Annotated in this window: 15 protein-coding genes; 4 read left to right on the plus strand and 11 right to left on the minus strand. The window is 45.3% G+C overall.

The window, feature by feature from the left end; genetic code table 11:
* Positions 1 to 54: 54 nt before the first annotated feature.
* The 3 genes from BUA17_RS19245 to BUA17_RS31900 all read right to left on the minus strand — a co-directional run bounded on the left by BUA17_RS19245 (position 55) and on the right by BUA17_RS31900 (position 2,688).
* Positions 55 to 1,314 (minus strand): ABC transporter substrate-binding protein, encoded by a 1,260-nt coding sequence (locus BUA17_RS19245; protein ID WP_063565347.1) that lies wholly within the window; start codon positions 1,312 to 1,314, stop codon positions 55 to 57.
* Positions 1,315 to 1,496: 182 nt separating this feature from the next.
* Positions 1,497 to 2,525: a LacI family DNA-binding transcriptional regulator gene (locus tag BUA17_RS19250; RefSeq protein ID WP_072734635.1), complete on the minus strand. Its 1,029-nt coding sequence runs from the start codon at positions 2,523 to 2,525 to the stop codon at positions 1,497 to 1,499.
* A 37-nt stretch (positions 2,526 to 2,562) separates the two neighbouring features.
* Positions 2,563 to 2,688: a hypothetical protein gene (locus tag BUA17_RS31900; protein ID WP_269054802.1), complete on the minus strand. Its 126-nt coding sequence runs from the start codon at positions 2,686 to 2,688 to the stop codon at positions 2,563 to 2,565.
* An 85-nt stretch (positions 2,689 to 2,773) separates the two neighbouring features.
* On the opposite strand from BUA17_RS31900, the gene BUA17_RS19255 reads away from it, so the two are divergent.
* Positions 2,774 to 3,148, plus strand: coding sequence for an iron-sulfur cluster biosynthesis family protein (locus BUA17_RS19255; RefSeq protein WP_244552189.1), 375 nt, complete (start codon positions 2,774 to 2,776; stop codon positions 3,146 to 3,148).
* A gap of 173 nt (positions 3,149 to 3,321) precedes the next feature.
* Here BUA17_RS19255 and BUA17_RS19260 read toward each other — a convergent pair whose 3' ends face one another.
* Complete coding sequence (locus tag BUA17_RS19260) at positions 3,322 to 5,379, minus strand: methyl-accepting chemotaxis protein (RefSeq protein WP_083584773.1); 2,058 nt, start codon at positions 5,377 to 5,379, stop codon at positions 3,322 to 3,324.
* A gap of 259 nt (positions 5,380 to 5,638) precedes the next feature.
* Between BUA17_RS19260 and BUA17_RS30925 the strand changes: the two genes are divergently transcribed.
* Entirely contained in the window at positions 5,639 to 6,655 is a 1,017-nt protein-coding gene (locus tag BUA17_RS30925; RefSeq protein ID WP_139295695.1) for a hypothetical protein, read from the plus strand.
* A gap of 167 nt (positions 6,656 to 6,822) precedes the next feature.
* Entirely contained in the window at positions 6,823 to 7,779 is a 957-nt protein-coding gene (locus BUA17_RS19270; RefSeq protein ID WP_072734637.1) for a phosphotransferase family protein, read from the plus strand.
* 170 nt (positions 7,780 to 7,949) lie between these two features.
* On the opposite strand, the gene BUA17_RS19275 is transcribed toward BUA17_RS19270, so the two are convergent.
* The 5 genes from BUA17_RS19275 to BUA17_RS19295 all read right to left on the minus strand — a co-directional run bounded on the left by BUA17_RS19275 (position 7,950) and on the right by BUA17_RS19295 (position 14,181).
* A complete protein-coding gene (locus BUA17_RS19275) occupies positions 7,950 to 8,828 on the minus strand; it encodes an amidohydrolase family protein (RefSeq protein ID WP_072734638.1) in 879 nt (292 codons plus the stop codon).
* Position 8,829: 1 nt separating this feature from the next.
* On the minus strand, positions 8,830 to 11,982 hold the full coding sequence (locus tag BUA17_RS19280) for a GNAT family N-acetyltransferase (protein ID WP_072734639.1): 3,153 nt from the start codon (positions 11,980 to 11,982) through the stop codon (positions 8,830 to 8,832).
* A 432-nt stretch (positions 11,983 to 12,414) separates the two neighbouring features.
* The gene (locus BUA17_RS19285; protein ID WP_036617560.1) at positions 12,415 to 12,681 is read right to left on the minus strand and encodes an AbrB/MazE/SpoVT family DNA-binding domain-containing protein; all 267 of its coding nucleotides are present in this window, start codon (positions 12,679 to 12,681) and stop codon (positions 12,415 to 12,417) included.
* A gap of 72 nt (positions 12,682 to 12,753) precedes the next feature.
* The gene (gene rarD, locus BUA17_RS19290; protein ID WP_072734803.1) at positions 12,754 to 13,632 is read right to left on the minus strand and encodes an EamA family transporter RarD; all 879 of its coding nucleotides are present in this window, start codon (positions 13,630 to 13,632) and stop codon (positions 12,754 to 12,756) included.
* A gap of 105 nt (positions 13,633 to 13,737) precedes the next feature.
* A complete protein-coding gene (locus BUA17_RS19295; RefSeq protein WP_072734640.1) occupies positions 13,738 to 14,181 on the minus strand; it encodes a GNAT family N-acetyltransferase in 444 nt (147 codons plus the stop codon).
* Between the two features lie 100 nt (positions 14,182 to 14,281).
* On the opposite strand from BUA17_RS19295, the gene BUA17_RS19300 reads away from it, so the two are divergent.
* On the plus strand, positions 14,282 to 14,836 hold the full coding sequence (locus BUA17_RS19300) for a stalk domain-containing protein (RefSeq protein ID WP_072734641.1): 555 nt from the start codon (positions 14,282 to 14,284) through the stop codon (positions 14,834 to 14,836).
* Positions 14,837 to 14,953: 117 nt separating this feature from the next.
* Here the strand turns inward: BUA17_RS19300 and BUA17_RS19305 are convergent, their stop codons facing one another.
* Entirely contained in the window at positions 14,954 to 15,409 is a 456-nt protein-coding gene (locus tag BUA17_RS19305; protein WP_072734642.1) for a DinB family protein, read from the minus strand.
* 132 nt (positions 15,410 to 15,541) lie between these two features.
* Positions 15,542 to 16,162 (minus strand): hypothetical protein, encoded by a 621-nt coding sequence (locus BUA17_RS19310; protein WP_072734643.1) that lies wholly within the window; start codon positions 16,160 to 16,162, stop codon positions 15,542 to 15,544.
* Between the last annotated feature and the right edge of the window lie 450 nt (positions 16,163 to 16,612).

Genomic DNA, 16,612 nt, shown 5'->3' on the forward strand with positions numbered 1-16,612 from the left:
AGCAGACGAAACCCGGATTCATTCATGCCCAATTCCGTCTGTCCCCTGTCGATGCTATTTGTAGATTCTTTCCAGTCCACTCTGAATTTCAGTCACGGTATCATCCAGTGAGGCTTTATTGTTGAAGTAGACACCCAGCTTGTCGTTAATGAGCTTCATCATTTCATTCCATTGCGGATTGAACGGCTCGGCGTAAATGGTGGACTCGCTGAAAGCAGCCATGTTGATTTTCTTGCCGCCATATTCTGCATTCAGGAACTCATCGCTGGACAGGCCTGCTTTCGTTGCTGGAGCATCCTGGCCCGCTTTGATCATTGGTAATTGTGCTTCTGGTGTAGTCAGCGCCTCTATGATTTTGAATGCCTCTTCCTTATGTTTGGACGCGTTCGTAATCGTAAAGCCATTGAAGAAAGCGTTGGTCTCTCCCCATATCGGAGAAATGTCCCAATTGATGCCTTCCACCTTGGCAAGTGAACCGATATTCCAGAATCCCGTCGTCTCCATAGCAATCTTGCCTTGGGCGAACAATGGGTCAGCACCGATATTTCCCATGTCGGCAATCTCCGTTGGCGTTGGTCCCACACCATGGGTGAAGGTCAGATCATTCATGAATTGCAGTGCTTTACGTACAGGTTCGGTATTGAAGGTAGGTTTGCCGCTCTCATCGAACAGGGAGCCACCGTTTTGGTAGATCAATTGCATCCATTGCGGCCACCAGCTGCCTGGGTAGTACCCCCATTGAACCGTTTTGCCATTCTCCTTCACTGTCAGCTTCTGAGCAGCGGCGAGCAGGTCTTCCTGCGTCCATTCCTTGGTCGGGTATTCCACCCCGGCCTTGTCGAACAGGTCTTTGTTGTAAAAGAGTACCATCGCGCCTGCGCGGTCAGGCATTCCGAACTGTTTACCATCGAATTTCATCAGGTTGGCGATGTCGTCAGAATAACGCTCTGACATGTTCACATTGTTGGCCTGGATCATATCATCCAGCGAAACAATTTGGTTTTTGGAGGCGTACGCCTGATAGTTCTCGGCAATCATCATGATGTCTGGTGCGGTTCCTCCGGCGATCATCGTCTGAACCTTTTGATCATAGTCCCCGGCAACGACGTTCAGTTTCACATTAATATCGGGATAGGTCTGCTTCACAATATCGAGTCTCTCCTGATAAATCTTCTTCTCGTCCTCCGAGCCCCAGATCGTCATGCTCAGATCGACCTTTCCCCCAGCTGCACCGCTGTCACCCTTGCTACAGGCTGTCAGACCCATTACCATGACCAACATCAATAACGAAATGACCTTTAAACTTTTTCTCATACCGTGCGCCCCCTTGAAATATGGATGGAAGATCAGACAACTGAAACCCGTTTCATGAAATGGGTTTCATAAAGTTTAAAATTAAAACCCGTTCCAGTTTATGAAAGGGGTTTCATTCACGACCTCATTATATTTCACCCTCCGAAGGAATGTCAACGCTTTCTTTTTCAAACATTCCCCATTTATCGTGGTGCGGGTCCAGTACTCTGGCGGACAACAAGCTCTGGTTGCAGAACAGTCTGTTTCTTCGGATTACCCTGGTTAATCAGTTCATGCAGCTTATCCACGGCCAGCTTGCCCAGCTGATACGTATTCTGGGAAACAGTCGTCAGTTCCGGTATAACGGCACTTGCGAGCGGCGTATCATCAAAACCGACAATGGAAATATCCTTCGGAATCGATAAGCCATGTTCAATGGTCGCCTTAATCGCACCAATCGCCGTGTAGTCGTTCACACAGATCACCGCAGTTGGAGGGTTTCCACGGTCCAGCAGCTTAGACATCTCCCGTTTGCCATCTTCAATGGAGAAGCTTCCAAGCAGTTGACGATCTTTCGGTATTTCGAGTCCATGCTCACGCAGTTTTTTCTGAATGGCCTTGACCTTAACCATCGTGGTGGACAACTCCTTCAAACCGCCCACAAAAGCAATATCCCGATGTCCCAGTTCGAGCAAATGTTCAGCAGCCAAAACGGCTCCTGCTCCTTCATCCGTGTACACCCGATGGAATCCACCTTTGGCAATGTTGCCATTGACCAGCACGATCGGCATACGTTTGCCCATATCAATCAATTCCTGAGCCATCTCATCCGGACAGACCTGTATGTTGATTCGTCCACCGAGAAAAATAATGCCATCTACCCGCTTCTCGCGCAAAATAGACAGATACTCGGACTCCCGGCTGTAATCCCCGGCCGTATTGCACAGGAAGAATGTATATCCCAATCCACGTGCCTCGTTCTCAGCCCCCCAGAACACTTCCGGGAAGAACGGATTAGTAATGTCCGGCAGGATGATCGCAATGGTTCCCGTCTCTTTCTTGATCAGACTGCGCGCCTGCGCGTTGGGTTGGAACTGGTGTTTTTCAATGATAGACATGATCTTCTCCCTTGTGCTAGCACGCACAGGTGCCGTATCATTCAGCACACGGGAGACCGTGGATACGGATACGTTCGCTTCTTTGGCGATGTCATATATGGTAATCGGTGTCATATGTGGAACCATCCTTTTTCTCTAATATTCCTGCTTATCATACCAGATAAGGAATCGGGATGAAATGGGTTTCATTCCGAGGCTCGATCACAGCATCTCCACCGATGATATTCAAGTAATTGAACCATTCGATTGGATGATCCACCAAAGTTGTAATTTTCATCGGATTCAGCCTGCTTTCCCTTCTATTTCACACCATTGTTCCATATATTAGATTGTAAGCGAATTCATAAGGTGATTAGAGGAGTGTGAACGACGTTATGATCATTCAGGTCAGTCCGCTGGCAGAATCAAGACTTAACGCGATGCTGGGAGATCGGCCGGGCTATTTCAAGCTGTTTTATGACACCGATGGATGCGGATGTGATGGTACTGCTGTGCTTCTGATCGTTAACGAGCCAGACAGTGATGACATTCGGATTGAATCCGATTCGCTTCCTTTCCTTATCAACAAACAGCAACAGATCTATTTCGAACCTTGCCTTCGCCTGCAATCAGAGAACAGTTTCCCTTCCTACCGATTGAGCAGTGATTCCATGATATACGGCAATCATGTCAAAGCCCATGATCTTCGGGATACCGCAGACAGTTCGCCGCAGCCGCTCAGTTGGTTCGTACGATAAAAGTTGGAAAATATGGACCTACGAAAAAACCTCCCAACCCTTGAAACTTAACGGGCTGGGAGGTTTTTTCTTTGATTGTTTTTGTATGGCCTGCACCAGTTGTGCGACTGGAAAGTTATCTCTAGGACCAATCGCAGCATACCGGATCTTATCAAATGACATCATGCGCTTATTTACTTTGTTTTGAACCGGGATGATGCTTCGGCAAGCTGTTTGGTCAATCCATCGATGGTCTGTACCATCTCTGACAGATGCTCGGTCATGCCCGACTGTTCCTCCATCGTCGCGGTTACTTCCTCCACGGATGCAGACACTTCTTCACCCGAAGCAGATAAGTTCTGAGCAGCTCCAATGACGTCATCCTTATCGCGTTCAATGGATTCAATCTCAGAGGCAATGGCCTGAACCTGGTCCATCATTTCATTCATATTTTGAGTGACAAAATTGAACGTTTCCTTGGTCTGGCCTACACTGCTCTTATGCTGTTCAGCAATCGCCTCAATGGCTTGTACGCTCCGGTTATTCTGCTCGACATGATCAATCGTCTGCATCACAATCCGGCTGATATCCTCCGACTGGGCTGTGGTCTGCTCCGCCAGTTTGCGGATCTCCGATGCAACTACGGCGAAGCCACGCCCATGCTCGCCTGCCCTAGCGGCTTCAATAGAGGCATTGAGTGCAAGCAGCTTCGTCTGATTCGCAATCTCGGTTATCGTACCTGTAATTTGGTGAATGCCGGAGGAACTTTCAGCGAGCTGCACTGTAATCTTGGAAATATTGTTCACTTCGGCCTCGTTCTGTTCGTTCACCGCAATCAACACATCAATGACCTTATGGTTGTTTTTGAATGCATCCGTAATCTCGTCTGCCTTGAGCTTCACTGACTGCGACATCTCATTAACGTTCTCAATTTTATTGCCCACGTTCATGAACTTATCCACGATCGCTTCCGTATCATTGGCCTGAGATTCCATCGCTCGTGAAATTTCAAACGCCGTTGTCGTTGTTTCGGCAATGGAGGTCGAAGTCTGCTGGGTGGACAGATCCAGTTCGGTTGTACTTGTTTTCAGTACGCTGATGGAATGATTCATGCTGGAAATCAGCTGTTGGTTGCCCGCCGCCATCGTGTTAAAGCTGTCCACCAGTTGTTTGAATTCTCCGCTATATTTGCCCTTAGCCTGCACCGTCAGATCTCCGTCTGCAAGTTGTCTGAACAATGCTGTTAGCCTTGTAATGGGTTTGGTAACCAGTAAGGAGATCAGTATTCCTGCGATGATAGACACCGCAATTGTGCTGAACAGGACGATATACATCTGTTTCGCCATTTTCCCTAATGGCTTCTGCACATCACTTAGTTTATCTTCAACAATGATGGTCCAATCTGATCTTGGAATTTTGGAATAAAAGATTACTTTGTCCTTTGTGCTAACATCGCCTTGTTGCAACTGCTCGTTAGAAGGCAGATCAATCAGTGACTGATATTCACCAGACTCAAGCTTCTGCCCCGCCATCTTTTCATCCGCCGAATTGAACATCACTGTACCTACGCGGTCCAGAATAATGACTTTTCCCTCTTCATTAATGTTGATGTTCTGAAGCTGGTCAACGAAGAACGAGGTTGATGCGGTAGATACGAGTACGCCCTCCACTTGTTTGTTTTCATCGTAGATCGGCATTGCAAAAGCAGTACCCAGCGTACCCAGTGACTTGGAAATAACCCCTTCACTAATTACATTCTGGCCTTGAACCGCCTGTTGAAAATACGCACGATCTGCACGTTCTCCCCCGAGGGCTTCAGGATCGTTCGCTGCAACAACGATGCCTTTCCGGTCCAACAATATGATATTGCTGTTGCCTTCCATCCCAGCGAGGCTGTCTGCCAATATACCATTGGACTTATCCACGAGTTCACTATTTTCCGAGAAAAAGACATCATCATTCTGTCCTTCGCTATTTCGAATCTCCAGCAATTCCTGAAATGTGCCATGTGTTGTAATCAGGAACGTGGACTGTTCTTCCAACGTTAGTGAAGTGAACAAGCCCGCACCAATCCGGTCAGAGGTTGCTTTAATCTCATCCTTGCTTTTGTCGAGGGTAATCACTGCTGCTACAGTGTAAGATAAAACCGCAGTTACCGCCAATACGAGGGTTACCAGTAAACCGATCATTAGCGGCAATTTGACTCTGAACGACATGTTGATTACGCGTTCTCTCGCCTTCGCGAATACCAAATGAATCCACCTTCCATTTCATCCTTGATTGTGTCCAATATTGTATGGGTTAACTTTATATCGGTAGATATCAATCAATTGTTCAGCAGGAAAAACGTTTGCACTGAAAATGTTTTTTTAAAACTCATATTCATCTATATAAAAATAGAACTATATGTAACTAGTCTAATTTTTTTTCATTTACTCCATTTGTAAAATAAAGGTATAATTCACTTTGAATTCATCTATCGTTTCTTTTAGTGAAAAGGGTGTAAAGATAATGAAAAGAACGATCTTACCCAACCAATTTATTGCAGTCGTAATAACTTTACTTCTCTTCATTGCAGGGTGTGGTCCAGAAGAAGAAGCACATGAATATCTCTCAATTACAAACACGGAATATGTTAATGGAACTGATACCGATGATGGTATGATCATGAGAGTATACACATACGACATCCAAACGAAGGCTCTAACTAAACTATCTGATTTACCTTATACCTCACAATATCCCTTAACTGTAGCTTCCTTAGCAAATGACACCATCTATTATTCAGGAGTTGGAAAAGATAAGGGTGACGAGTTGTTTTCCTATGATATTCAGGCACAAAAGACTCAACAATTAAGCACAGGCTTATTTGCAATTAATTCAATTATTCCAGATACCGTTGATCATACTTTGGTTATGGCTGCTGTTAAAAAGGGAGAGCGTCCTGTCAAAGTCATTTTCTTTGATCAGAAAACACAAGAGATGAACATCTTGAATGACTATGATTCGGATACAACTACATGGGATATTTCGTTTAACCCGGAAACGAGAAAAACCTATGCCATCCAATATTCCGAAGAAGAGCAATACATTCATATGGAGCAGTCCAATAAGGCGCAAACACCGTTGGTTCCTCCAAACCATACCATCATTGAAATAGATCCTATTTCCATGCAGACCCGTAAGGTCATTGAACTGCATGAGGAACAAATCTTAACTCTGTCCGCACGTGCAGATCAGATCATGATTGCCACAGCAAAACACATCAATAAATATCCTATTGAATACAGTATGGTGAATATCAGAACAGGCGAAAGAACGAAAATGTCCTTTCCTATCAAGGCCAGCAGCGAATTGCGCTTATCCAAAGATGGACGAGGTTTTTATTTCCTTGGGGAATATGTAGATGCAAACATCAAACATGAACGGGGAATCTATTACTATGATTTGAAAACGCAAGAATTCGAAGAGGTATTTCTTCAAAAAGAGGGATTCATTAATAATTTTATACTTCTATCGAATCCATAATCATTCCGTAATTAGGTCTTCACAAAAACAATAGCAAAATAGGGACGTTGCTGAGAAACACAGGAATGCTCTTGTAGAGTGGGCTCACCAATAAGGTGCTTGTTTCACTTGTAACTACAGCGAAGCTTGGTAAGCTACTTAACTAATAAGCAGGAAGGAGCAATCAGATGAGTAAGGAATCTATCACAGTACAAGCATTAATAGAACAAACCATCCATCAGTATGTATCCTCGGATGCTCACATCCTAAGCATGGAAAGTAACCCTATCCAATTGGGACTTCAGGCCGTGGAATTGCTTCGACATCATATTGAATTCCTAGTCAATGGAGTGCAAAAGGACATTTCTGTCATTACGAAGAAAGCCACGTTCATAGAACGCTCTGCATTGACCAGATTATTTTCACAAGGCGCGAATGTGCCATTTAGTCTAACAAGTGAGCCTCATACTGAAGATCGCTGCTTGATCTGCATTCAGGATGTGGACTACCAAACCGATTATAGCCATCTGGATATGGATCTGCTTCAGAATAAAGAATTACGAGCGCTGGCTTACATACATGGAACGAATATGGGGTTACAAAAAGAAATGCCCTGGATACCCACTGTGGATCGGAATCATATCATCGGCATGATGGAAAATCGTTGGAAACCTTCGTGGAACGCCGCCATAGAAAACCCAGCATTCATTGCGGAATTTGGATTACCAATCATATCGGAAATTGAAGCTCTAGCCAGTACCATCGTAGATGATCTTGAAGTTCTGATCAGAGATGAACATATGCATACGATGATCCATAATGATCTGAATCCCGGAAACGTACTGGTACATAACAATGAGGATGTCTATTTTATTGATTGGGAGGAAGCAAGGTACGGCTCCTTGTTCTTCGATATTCCTCTACGCTGTAGCCATATGAGACAAGTAGACATCTATCGGGAGGCCCTAAGTTCCCACGGATACGATATTCCACAAGATCAATTCGAAAAATATTTCTCCCTGGCATCCCGATACCTTGGCATCCGCTATATGAGTTGGAACCTTGGGGTATGGGAACAACACTCATATGCAAAAGACGACTTAAAAAAGTATATGAAGATGGTAACTCAACCTTTGTTCTCCTAATCCCCTCCTTATTCCAGGTTAAGCATAAGATGAATTCACTGTTTTGCCGAAAAAAAAGCTCCTGCCACCAGAGGTGACAGGAGCTTACATGATATAGATTCAGCATGAACACCGTATGCTTCCACGACCTACATGGCTTACATTTTTCACAAACAATTATGAACTGGTGCTTAACCCAAATCTGCAATTCGCTGTTTAATGCGCGGAAATAAACCAAAAGCATTCTCATAGAATACCTTCTCATGATGCTGCTCCGGCACAAGTCGGCGGACGAATTCTGCATACAGATCGATCGGCGCAAGCGGCCAGTCGGTTCCGAACAGCATTTTCTCGTAATGATCCGAATACACCAGCGCCCGGCGGAAATGATCCATGAATAAGGGCTCGTTCATAAATCGTTCAAAATGGGGCCGATCACCGACAACGAGGCCGGACAGATCTGCGTAAACGTTAGGGTTCTTCGCCACAACTTCAGCGGCATCCATCACCCAAGGATCACCCAAATGACAGATCATAAAATTCACGCCGCGCTGTTGAAAGGCTAATTCGTCCACGGTCAGCGGATGTGCATACTTGAGCAATCCATTCATGGAGTACGTATCGCCCGTATGAATGACCACAGGCACGTTATACTTGGCTGCCAGTTCATAGACCGGTGTGTAGATCTTGTCATACACGTAGTGATGATAGTACCCCGCATATAGTTTGATTCCGGCTACCTCAGGAGCTTGTAATCGTGCTTCAATCCGGTCCAGCTCGTCCTGAGCGTGTTCACCACCAAGGTGGTTTGGATTGATGCCGACGCATTCCATGAGGAATGACGGAACCGTTTCTTCCAAATCAAGTCCCATCGGGTTGGGAGAGCTGGAATCCGGAAATGCTCCCTTCGTCTGCTCCGTAACCCCCATTCCGATACCAAGAATCACGTCGTTCTTATCAAACTCCGCCTTGAGGCCAGCGGCAGAGTAATCCACTTTCGATAAATCGATCGCCGTTCTATGAAAGCTGTCGATGTCCGACAGATGAATATGAATATCAATAATCGGCATGTTAAGCCTCCTTTTCACCTTTTGAAGTTGCAAAGTCTAGCTGCAGAAGGCCACGTACATCCTCTGGATTCAGAGGAATTTGCCCCAAGATCAGATAGGTCGGCTCTGTCCAGACCGTTTCCCCGTTCAGCAGTGGCAGATTGTGATACACACTGTGACCAAGCACCACATTGTTCACAAACCCCGCAGCGTTCTGATTAGGGTAACGATTCACTGCATGCAGCATGTCTTTACGCGAAACTGCACCCATTCGCAAGAAACCCTTGGACTGAAGATATCCGTCTACCTTTCCGAGAGGGTACCGCCCTTGCTCGGGGTGTTCCAGCCAACCATCAGCAAAGACAGGCGAAGGTTTGAAGAAATGTTCCTCCGATAGCGAGTAATCCAGCGTCAAGCCGCTATCGTTTGTAACTGAATGCATCTCACAGAGAACAGGAACGCCGGGCAGCATGAGATAATGCTGCTGTACCGTGATTCCCCGATTCGCTTCATGTTTCTCGATGCGGGTCGTGATCTGAATTCCTTTCCAGACGTTACCGTAGTCATCTTTACGCTCCGTCCAAGCCGCGCTTCTTTGTTCCAACTGTCGGCTGAAACCGTTCATACCAGGGATACCCACACCAAGTCCGCCGTACCATGGATTCCACCAGGAACGCGGGGCTGCTTCCGGATACGTGCTGTCCAGCCATTCTTCACCCTGGTACTTCAGGGAATGCACGACACTTCCGAAACCAGGGGCAGCTGCCATCGAAAGAACTCCGTTGCTCACCGTGTACACAGGACCTGCTGGACCTTCTTCAATCACGCAATCAACGGCTGTTCCTGTCTGCGGATACCAGAGGGCGGTCCGTTCATGAATCCGATCCTCGCCTCGATATACGGCCCGAACCTTCCAGCCAAATTCGCTTTCTCCTGTCTCATCCTTTCCCTCAGGGGAGAATTCCAATTTAGTGGAGCGCAGATCCTGCTCTCGATTTAATTCCATATCAGCAGCTAAATGCTCTGGTGTGCCACCATTCTGCACGTACAGTTCCAGGTTTCCAGCGAGCGGGACCATCTTCCGTTCGATCAGTTCCGCTGTCAGTACATCCTGGGCGAACGGATTGCCACCACCCAATGCCAGCTCAAGATGGTTGTCCAGCTTCGGTAGAACCGGGCTCCGCCGTTTTTGGGCGAAAGATCGGAAATCCTGCCATTTGGCAAAGGTGTTCAGAGCAAATACGGTCGCCTTCGTTTGCACAACGGCTCCTGCTGGAATCCGGCCAAGCTCATGCTGTAACCCTAGTGTGTGTTCCGGACGAAGCAGCTTCAGGGAAGGGTCCCAATAGATACCGCAAGCACCGTACTCTTCCTTACAGAACAGCCAGTTCTCTGTAATTTGCGAGCTGTCCCAATGGCTCGGATCGCCAGAGTACGCATCACCCATATCCACATAACGGCCTTGGTACGGGAGAATAAGCCGATTACCGAAGAAACCGAAGTTCGTCATCAAGAACATATCTTCTTCCAGCTCTGCGCTGCGAGTATTCCCAATCTCGTGGTGAAATTCAGCGATTCCATTAGCAGACAGCTTGGCGACGGACTTGATCTCCAAACCAGGAAAGTCTTCCGATTCATACAGTGCTTCGAGAACCTGGTTTTCTCCCTTCGGATAGATGTTCACTTCCTTGGCTTGTTTCTTGGAAAACTCTTCTGCAAATGGCTTACCGAGCTTCGGATAGGTCCACCAGAACGTGTGGACGGAGCCAGGGTATTCAATCCACATGTTGTTTTCTTGCTTGCTCATATGGAGGGAGAATGCACCGTTCACGGCCACCCACTGATCTCCGTTTTCCCCACCGTAACGTCCTTGTGTACCTTTCATCAGAACAGACAGCTTGGTTGTGAAAGAGACCGCCTGTCTATCCGTCGGAATGGCCGTTACCTCAACTTCTCTCGAATAGAGACCATACGAACGCAAAATGAAGGTTACCGGTACAGATGCTTTGCCTTTTGCAGGAACTGTGAAGCGCACCGAAGGTTCTGTCCATTCTAGAAATTCATCCTCCGGCAGGTCAAAAGTGAACTCCGCTTCGGAATCAAAATTATTCTCCACGTTCAGGTACAAATCGGCCGGGATGCCTGTATAGAGCTCTTTTACGGGCAACGCCGTGTTGATCTTGGCCGGGAATTTCGGGGCAACGCCCATACGAAACTCGGCCTTTTTGCCACCGATCAGCCATGTGCTTGTGACAACGGGATGGGTCTTATTCTGACTTTGCTCCTCTTGAACAGGATCAAGTTGGAATTCGCCCTCCACGATTACCGTTTCTCCCGGAGCAACTGCTCTTGCAACGTCCAGCGCAAAACGAATATTTTTGTTGTTCTGACCCTTGATCTCGAACTTCAGCTCGGATGCTGAGCGGTTCGTGATCCGGTAGCGAACCTTGTATGCGGAACCAAATACGAGATCATGATCGTCGATCTCTGTGGTAATTTCGTAATCTGGTGTTTCGAGAGCCGTCAGCCCGCGACCAGACTTCTCGAATTCGGCTCGCAAGGAGATATCTCCCTTTTTCCAGGAATAATCAAAGAAATCGAAACCACGCTCCCGTCGGCCATCCGGCTCGATGACGAGTTCGCGGGTGCTGTCTGCGTACCAATCCAGCTCCTCAAAATAAGGAGCAAGTGCTTCCGTCTGCAAAATGGTCGGGATGAAGTTCATCAGATGCACATTTTCATCCTTTTTTTCCCAGAAGAACCCGCATTTCTTATACATCGGTACAGCCTTGGTGTTACCTGCCCAAGTGAACAGATCCAGGCGAGGCCATCCCGCTTCCACAGTCTTGCGAACGGCGTTCAGGATCAGATTACGTCCGACCTTGTAGCCGTGATAATCGGGGCGCACATTCAACAGCGGTACATACAGGGCATTCTCGTCATAGCGGTAGTGGGCGAAACTGCAGAAGCCAACAACCTCTTTCTCATGAACGGCGAGAAATACATGAAGATTGGACGAAGTCTCCATCTCCCGGCGAACGGTATCCTCCGTTCTCTGGTTGGTGCCACCTCCCCAACTTTCATTGCTGCGGTTCCACATATCAGCGATTGCAGCGGCGTAGGAGGGATCGTATTCGATAATGCGGATTTGTTCCATGATCGAAGTTACTGTCATATTTGGATCTCCTTATCTTTATCTATAGGATGGTCTTCGTGATCATTCGATATGGCCTTTGCCCGATAGCCGCAGAGATAATACAGGCCATGTTTGAAGAAGCTAGCGATAGTCTTATCATACTATAAATGGAAGCTTTTTCAGAGGATTAAAAATCTTTCTTTCCAACTTATAAGTGCCTTTCGGCTCTTGTTCGAAGCGTCAGTGATGGACGAATCTATTTAGGTATGAAAGAAAAAATCCACGTCTCTGAGTTAGACGTGGATTTAGGTATACGAACAGCTAATAATCTTCAATTATGCCAATATAGAACGGACATTGCGTAGAACTGATTTCATTGGGATTGTCTCATTAAGCGACATACAACAGCAAAACCCGTTACTTCATTAAATTCATGTTAGTACAGTTGTCTGGTCGTATGGCTGGGAATGATCAAAGTAGCTCGTTCCCTTCTGTGCCAAAGTCTATTTCTTCATGTCTTGTATCCTGTTTCACTTTAGAGAGCAACGTCTTTAGATGGTTACGTAGTTCCTCATTGGACTCTACAGGCTTGGTTTTTGGACGCAACAACAATTCATTATCTTCTGTCACCAAAATCTCAATTTCCGAGCCTTCTTCCAGATTAAGACGCTTAAGCAATTGGTTAGGAATGCGAATTGCACTGCTATTTCCCCATTTGCTAAGTGTGGCTGTAGTCATGGCAATCCCACGCCTTTCGTTTGATTGATGCTCCAGGGTTTTCCACTTCATCCCTACCGGGGTACTATGCCATCAACTCGCCTTCGCGAGTTTCGCGCCGCGAATCGATGCTGTAGCGTATACCACGAGCGCTGTCCAGATGAGAGCAAAGCCAACGAGCAAAACCGGCGAGACCGATTCCTTGAATACGAATATACTCAGTAACAGCATGATCGTCGGCCCGATGTATTGAACGAAGCCGAGCGTTGACAGCGACATCCGGGCGGCTGCTCGCGCAAAAAAGAGCAGCGGTAGCGCCGTGACCACGCCGGAAAGAAGCAATTCAATGAACGTCGGTGCAGGCAGCGTCCATGCCGTCGTTTTCCCCACAACGGCCAAATAGATCCAGTAGCCGAGCGCGACAGGCAGGACTACAGCCGTCTCCGAGAATAAGCCTATAGAAGCGTCTTGCTTGATCTTCTTCTTCGCCAGGCCGTACAAGCCAAATGACGCGGCCAGCGAGATCGCGACCCACGGAAACCGTCCATAGTCAATCGCGATGATAAGCACCGCTGCTCCAGCGATGGCAATCGCGAGCCATTGGCCGCGGTTTGGCTTCTCACGAAGGAAGAGAACCGCTAACAAGACGTTCAGCAACGGATTCAAATAATAACCAAGGCTTGTCTCGACGACATGGCCGTTGTTGACCGCCCAGATGAAGATAAGCCAATTAACTGCAATCAGCATTCCGCTGGCGGTGAGGGACAGAAGAAGCGAGCGGTTAGTTGCAATCCGCTTTATGTCACCCCAGCGACGCTGGGCGGCGACCAGAATACCCATAAAAACGAAAGACCAAACAACCCGATGCGACAGAATCTCGCCTGCCGGAACTTCGCTAAACAACTTCCAATAAAGCGGGAGAACCCCCCACATGATATACGCAATAATAGCGTTGACTAACCCGTTATTCATAATCATTTTTCCCCTCTTCTTGCTCTGATGTCTGAACGGATTATACGTCTCAATCCCCTCTCAAGTAAAGGAAATAATTGATGAATTTGATTTAATTATTATTAATTAGTCAAGGTTAATAATCTTATCAAAGCAGTATGAATCTTTGTCATAGCCATTATGCTCATAGAAAGCATGGGCATCAGTTCGCTTGAATCCGCTACATAAAATAATACTAGATATTCCGAGTTCTTTAGCATAATTTTCAGTATGTCTTAATAGTTGTGTACCTACCCCACGATGCTGGAATTCTTTTTTAACGGCAAGAGCTTGTATATGTAAATAACCAATCGAAGCCCCTATGGACAATGCCTGAACTATAGTTACAAAACCAACCACATCATTTTCAAATAATGCAACAAATGTTTTGTAATTCCCGTCCTCATTCATTTTTTCTGTAGTATCTCGAAAATTTTCATCATTAACATTGCGAATCTCAAGCACATCGTTCCATAAAAAAACAACTTCAGTATAATCATTCGCTGCAATTTCTCGTATCTTAATTTCCATGCCTATTCTCCCTTTTCATACAACTGGATTTTAAAGGAAACATTTTCCTGTCTTGTAGCGTTTATGTTACGTGAATAACAATACTTAAGGAGGAATCAAGATGAAGCGATTAGTTTCTCTATTTTTGATGTCAACTTTAGTTGTGGGTGTAGTGTCGGTTGCATCTGCTACGGACCAACCTTTAAAGGATCTACCTTTTAAGGAACGTGCAGCGTATACATATAATCCTTCATTAAAAAAGATAGAACTAAATATCACAAAGGACCACAAGTTGACTACAACGACGTATAACTCCACTTATGTTCCAGTGAAGGATGTCTTTAAAGCATCCGGAGCAACAATTAAATGGGATGGAAAGAACAAAGTGACTACGATTAAAAATCAAGGACAGGAATTGATTCTTAATTTCTCTGGTAAGAGCATCGAAGTGGGTAAGAACCAAGTAGTTCTTCCGCAAGAGTGGGTACAATTGAAAAACGGAGTCTCCAGTATCGATGCATTTGTTCTAGCATATATTTTTGAAGTAGCTGATGATGAGTCCGACCAAGAAAGAGTGGACTGGGAAGAAAAACTTAAATTTTTGGATATCAAAGAAACGACTGGTCTTCCAGGATTAGATAAGTATATGCATGTGTTTGTTGAGTTTAATGATTAATTAAAACCTATATTTTCTAATTCTCTTTCGGTTATCCCCAGGATAGGTTTCTTTTCCTCTTATTAAGAAACCTATCTATGAATATCCAGTCCTCTATATGCCACGCTATCTTGCCCGTTAGAGCCTCGCGAACGTGATGTAATCGACTTGGGCAGGCTCTGCCGATTCGATCCGAAGTGCCCGATTGATCTGTCCTCGGTGATATTGCCCATGTAAGAGAACCTGCAAGAGGATGTCCCTTACGGATGTTTGGAATGGAACCCCACTCTGATTCGCATAGTCGATCATTTCGTCCAACTCAGATTCCTCAAGCCCTTCGATATAGACGCGATATTGCTCAGCGTTTTCTTCGAATATCGTCCGGATCGCCGTCAGGTCTTCCGATTCCTCCCACAACGAATATTGCGCACTGCCCTTGCCCTGCAATCGAGACAACCAGACTCGTTCCGCGACCGCGACGTGCCGAACGAGTTTCAGAAGGTCCTTGTTCTTCGTCCCACTCTCTTCGAGTGCTTCCAAGATACGTCCGTCTGCCCAGTACAGGTGGTCCATCATGCACTTGATTGTCTTCATTTCGATTTCCCCCTCTTCAACTCATTGATTAATTTAACCTGCTGCCATCCAATAGTTTCATCAATGAAGCTTTTCATTTGATTTAACTGATATCTGAACAAATTCCGTAGTGTCTTGGTTGAACGCCATCGTTTAACGTAAATCCGTAAGGACTTGTTTTGCATAAACTTCCCAGTCTGCTTCATCTGTGTTAATCTCTAAAGTTGGAATCAATGATTGTTTCGTAGCCATTCGAAGTTTTTCTTGATTATCTAAAAACGTTTCACATACTTGGGTAGTAGTAGACTTTCCCATCACATATGACTTCCACGCTTCACCGCGACTTTCAATAAACCTAGACTCAACAGCATCCGGGGTCAAGGTTAAGAGTACACAATGTGCATTCATCCTGGATAGACGTTTCTCAAGCAGCTCAATCTCAGGAGAGGCTTTAAATGCAGCTCTATGATTTACATGAAACCTCTCTAAAAGAAAAAATATACCTTTGGATGGTTTGGAATGACCAAGAGAGCTAATCCAATCGTATTGTTGTTCAAGATAATCAACCTGTCGACTTAGAAGTGAAATATGTTCATCCTTATCCATGGATCTTAAAACACCTTGGTGTGAATGCAATACTTGTGAATAGTGTTCACTTACTGCAATTATAGTTTTTTCATTATTCTGTGTTTGACTATGTAATCTCTTTATAGCAGAAAATAATGATGTTTTTCCTACAGTAGACATCCCTTCAATAATTACACCCCGAATCATCTTCCTACTCCTCCTAAGCTTCGTGGTATTCTGCCCTTTAGTATATTTAGTACCGTGAACTAGCCTGCTCGTTCCTGCTCGTTAGTTGATAATTTAGTTAGTTCATCAATGGGAATTGAACCATCATGATAACGATAAGAGAAGAAATACAGCTTAGTATTGCAATCAAAATATGAAGACAACTGAATGAGATTTTTTCTATAAAAATTCTTTCTTTTCTTTGAATGAAACACGAGTAAATTAACACAGTGATCACAATGGGCAAATATTGATGAAAATTCGGTCCATCCTTACTCGGTAATACTTTATTAATATATCCACCTATCGTTTCATCAATGATCATAAATGTATATATAACTCCGATTAACGCAGAAATAAAAAACTGAAATGCTAACTGAACTAGATTTTTCTTTAAAACTAAGAGACCAATTTTTAGGTATAGGTCATTGA

It is taken from the genome of Paenibacillus sp. ov031 (assembly GCF_900143165.1).
GTDB classification, from domain to species: Bacteria; Bacillota; Bacilli; order Paenibacillales; family Paenibacillaceae; genus Paenibacillus; species Paenibacillus marchantiae.

Bases quoted from the DNA above. Each gene is read 5' to 3' on its own strand.
- BUA17_RS19300 (WP_072734641.1), top strand. From the start codon at position 14,282: ATGAAGCGATTAGTTTCTCTATTTTTGATGTCAACTTTAGTTGTGGGT.
- BUA17_RS31900 (WP_269054802.1), bottom strand. From the start codon at position 2,688: ATGAAAATTACAACTTTGGTGGATCATCCAATCGAATGGTTCAATTAC.
- BUA17_RS19280 (WP_072734639.1), bottom strand. From the start codon at position 11,982: ATGACAGTAACTTCGATCATGGAACAAATCCGCATTATCGAATACGAT.
- rarD (WP_072734803.1), bottom strand. From the start codon at position 13,632: ATGAATAACGGGTTAGTCAACGCTATTATTGCGTATATCATGTGGGGG.
- BUA17_RS19275 (WP_072734638.1), bottom strand. From the start codon at position 8,828: ATGCCGATTATTGATATTCATATTCATCTGTCGGACATCGACAGCTTT.
- BUA17_RS19270 (WP_072734637.1), top strand. From the start codon at position 6,823: ATGAGTAAGGAATCTATCACAGTACAAGCATTAATAGAACAAACCATC.
- BUA17_RS19250 (WP_072734635.1), bottom strand. From the start codon at position 2,525: ATGACACCGATTACCATATATGACATCGCCAAAGAAGCGAACGTATCC.
- BUA17_RS19285 (WP_036617560.1), bottom strand. From the start codon at position 12,681: ATGACTACAGCCACACTTAGCAAATGGGGAAATAGCAGTGCAATTCGC.
- BUA17_RS19310 (WP_072734643.1), bottom strand. From the start codon at position 16,162: ATGATTCGGGGTGTAATTATTGAAGGGATGTCTACTGTAGGAAAAACA.
- BUA17_RS19245 (WP_063565347.1), bottom strand. From the start codon at position 1,314: ATGAGAAAAAGTTTAAAGGTCATTTCGTTATTGATGTTGGTCATGGTA.
- BUA17_RS19305 (WP_072734642.1), bottom strand. From the start codon at position 15,409: ATGAAGACAATCAAGTGCATGATGGACCACCTGTACTGGGCAGACGGA.
- BUA17_RS19295 (WP_072734640.1), bottom strand. From the start codon at position 14,181: ATGGAAATTAAGATACGAGAAATTGCAGCGAATGATTATACTGAAGTT.
- BUA17_RS30925 (WP_139295695.1), top strand. From the start codon at position 5,639: ATGAAAAGAACGATCTTACCCAACCAATTTATTGCAGTCGTAATAACT.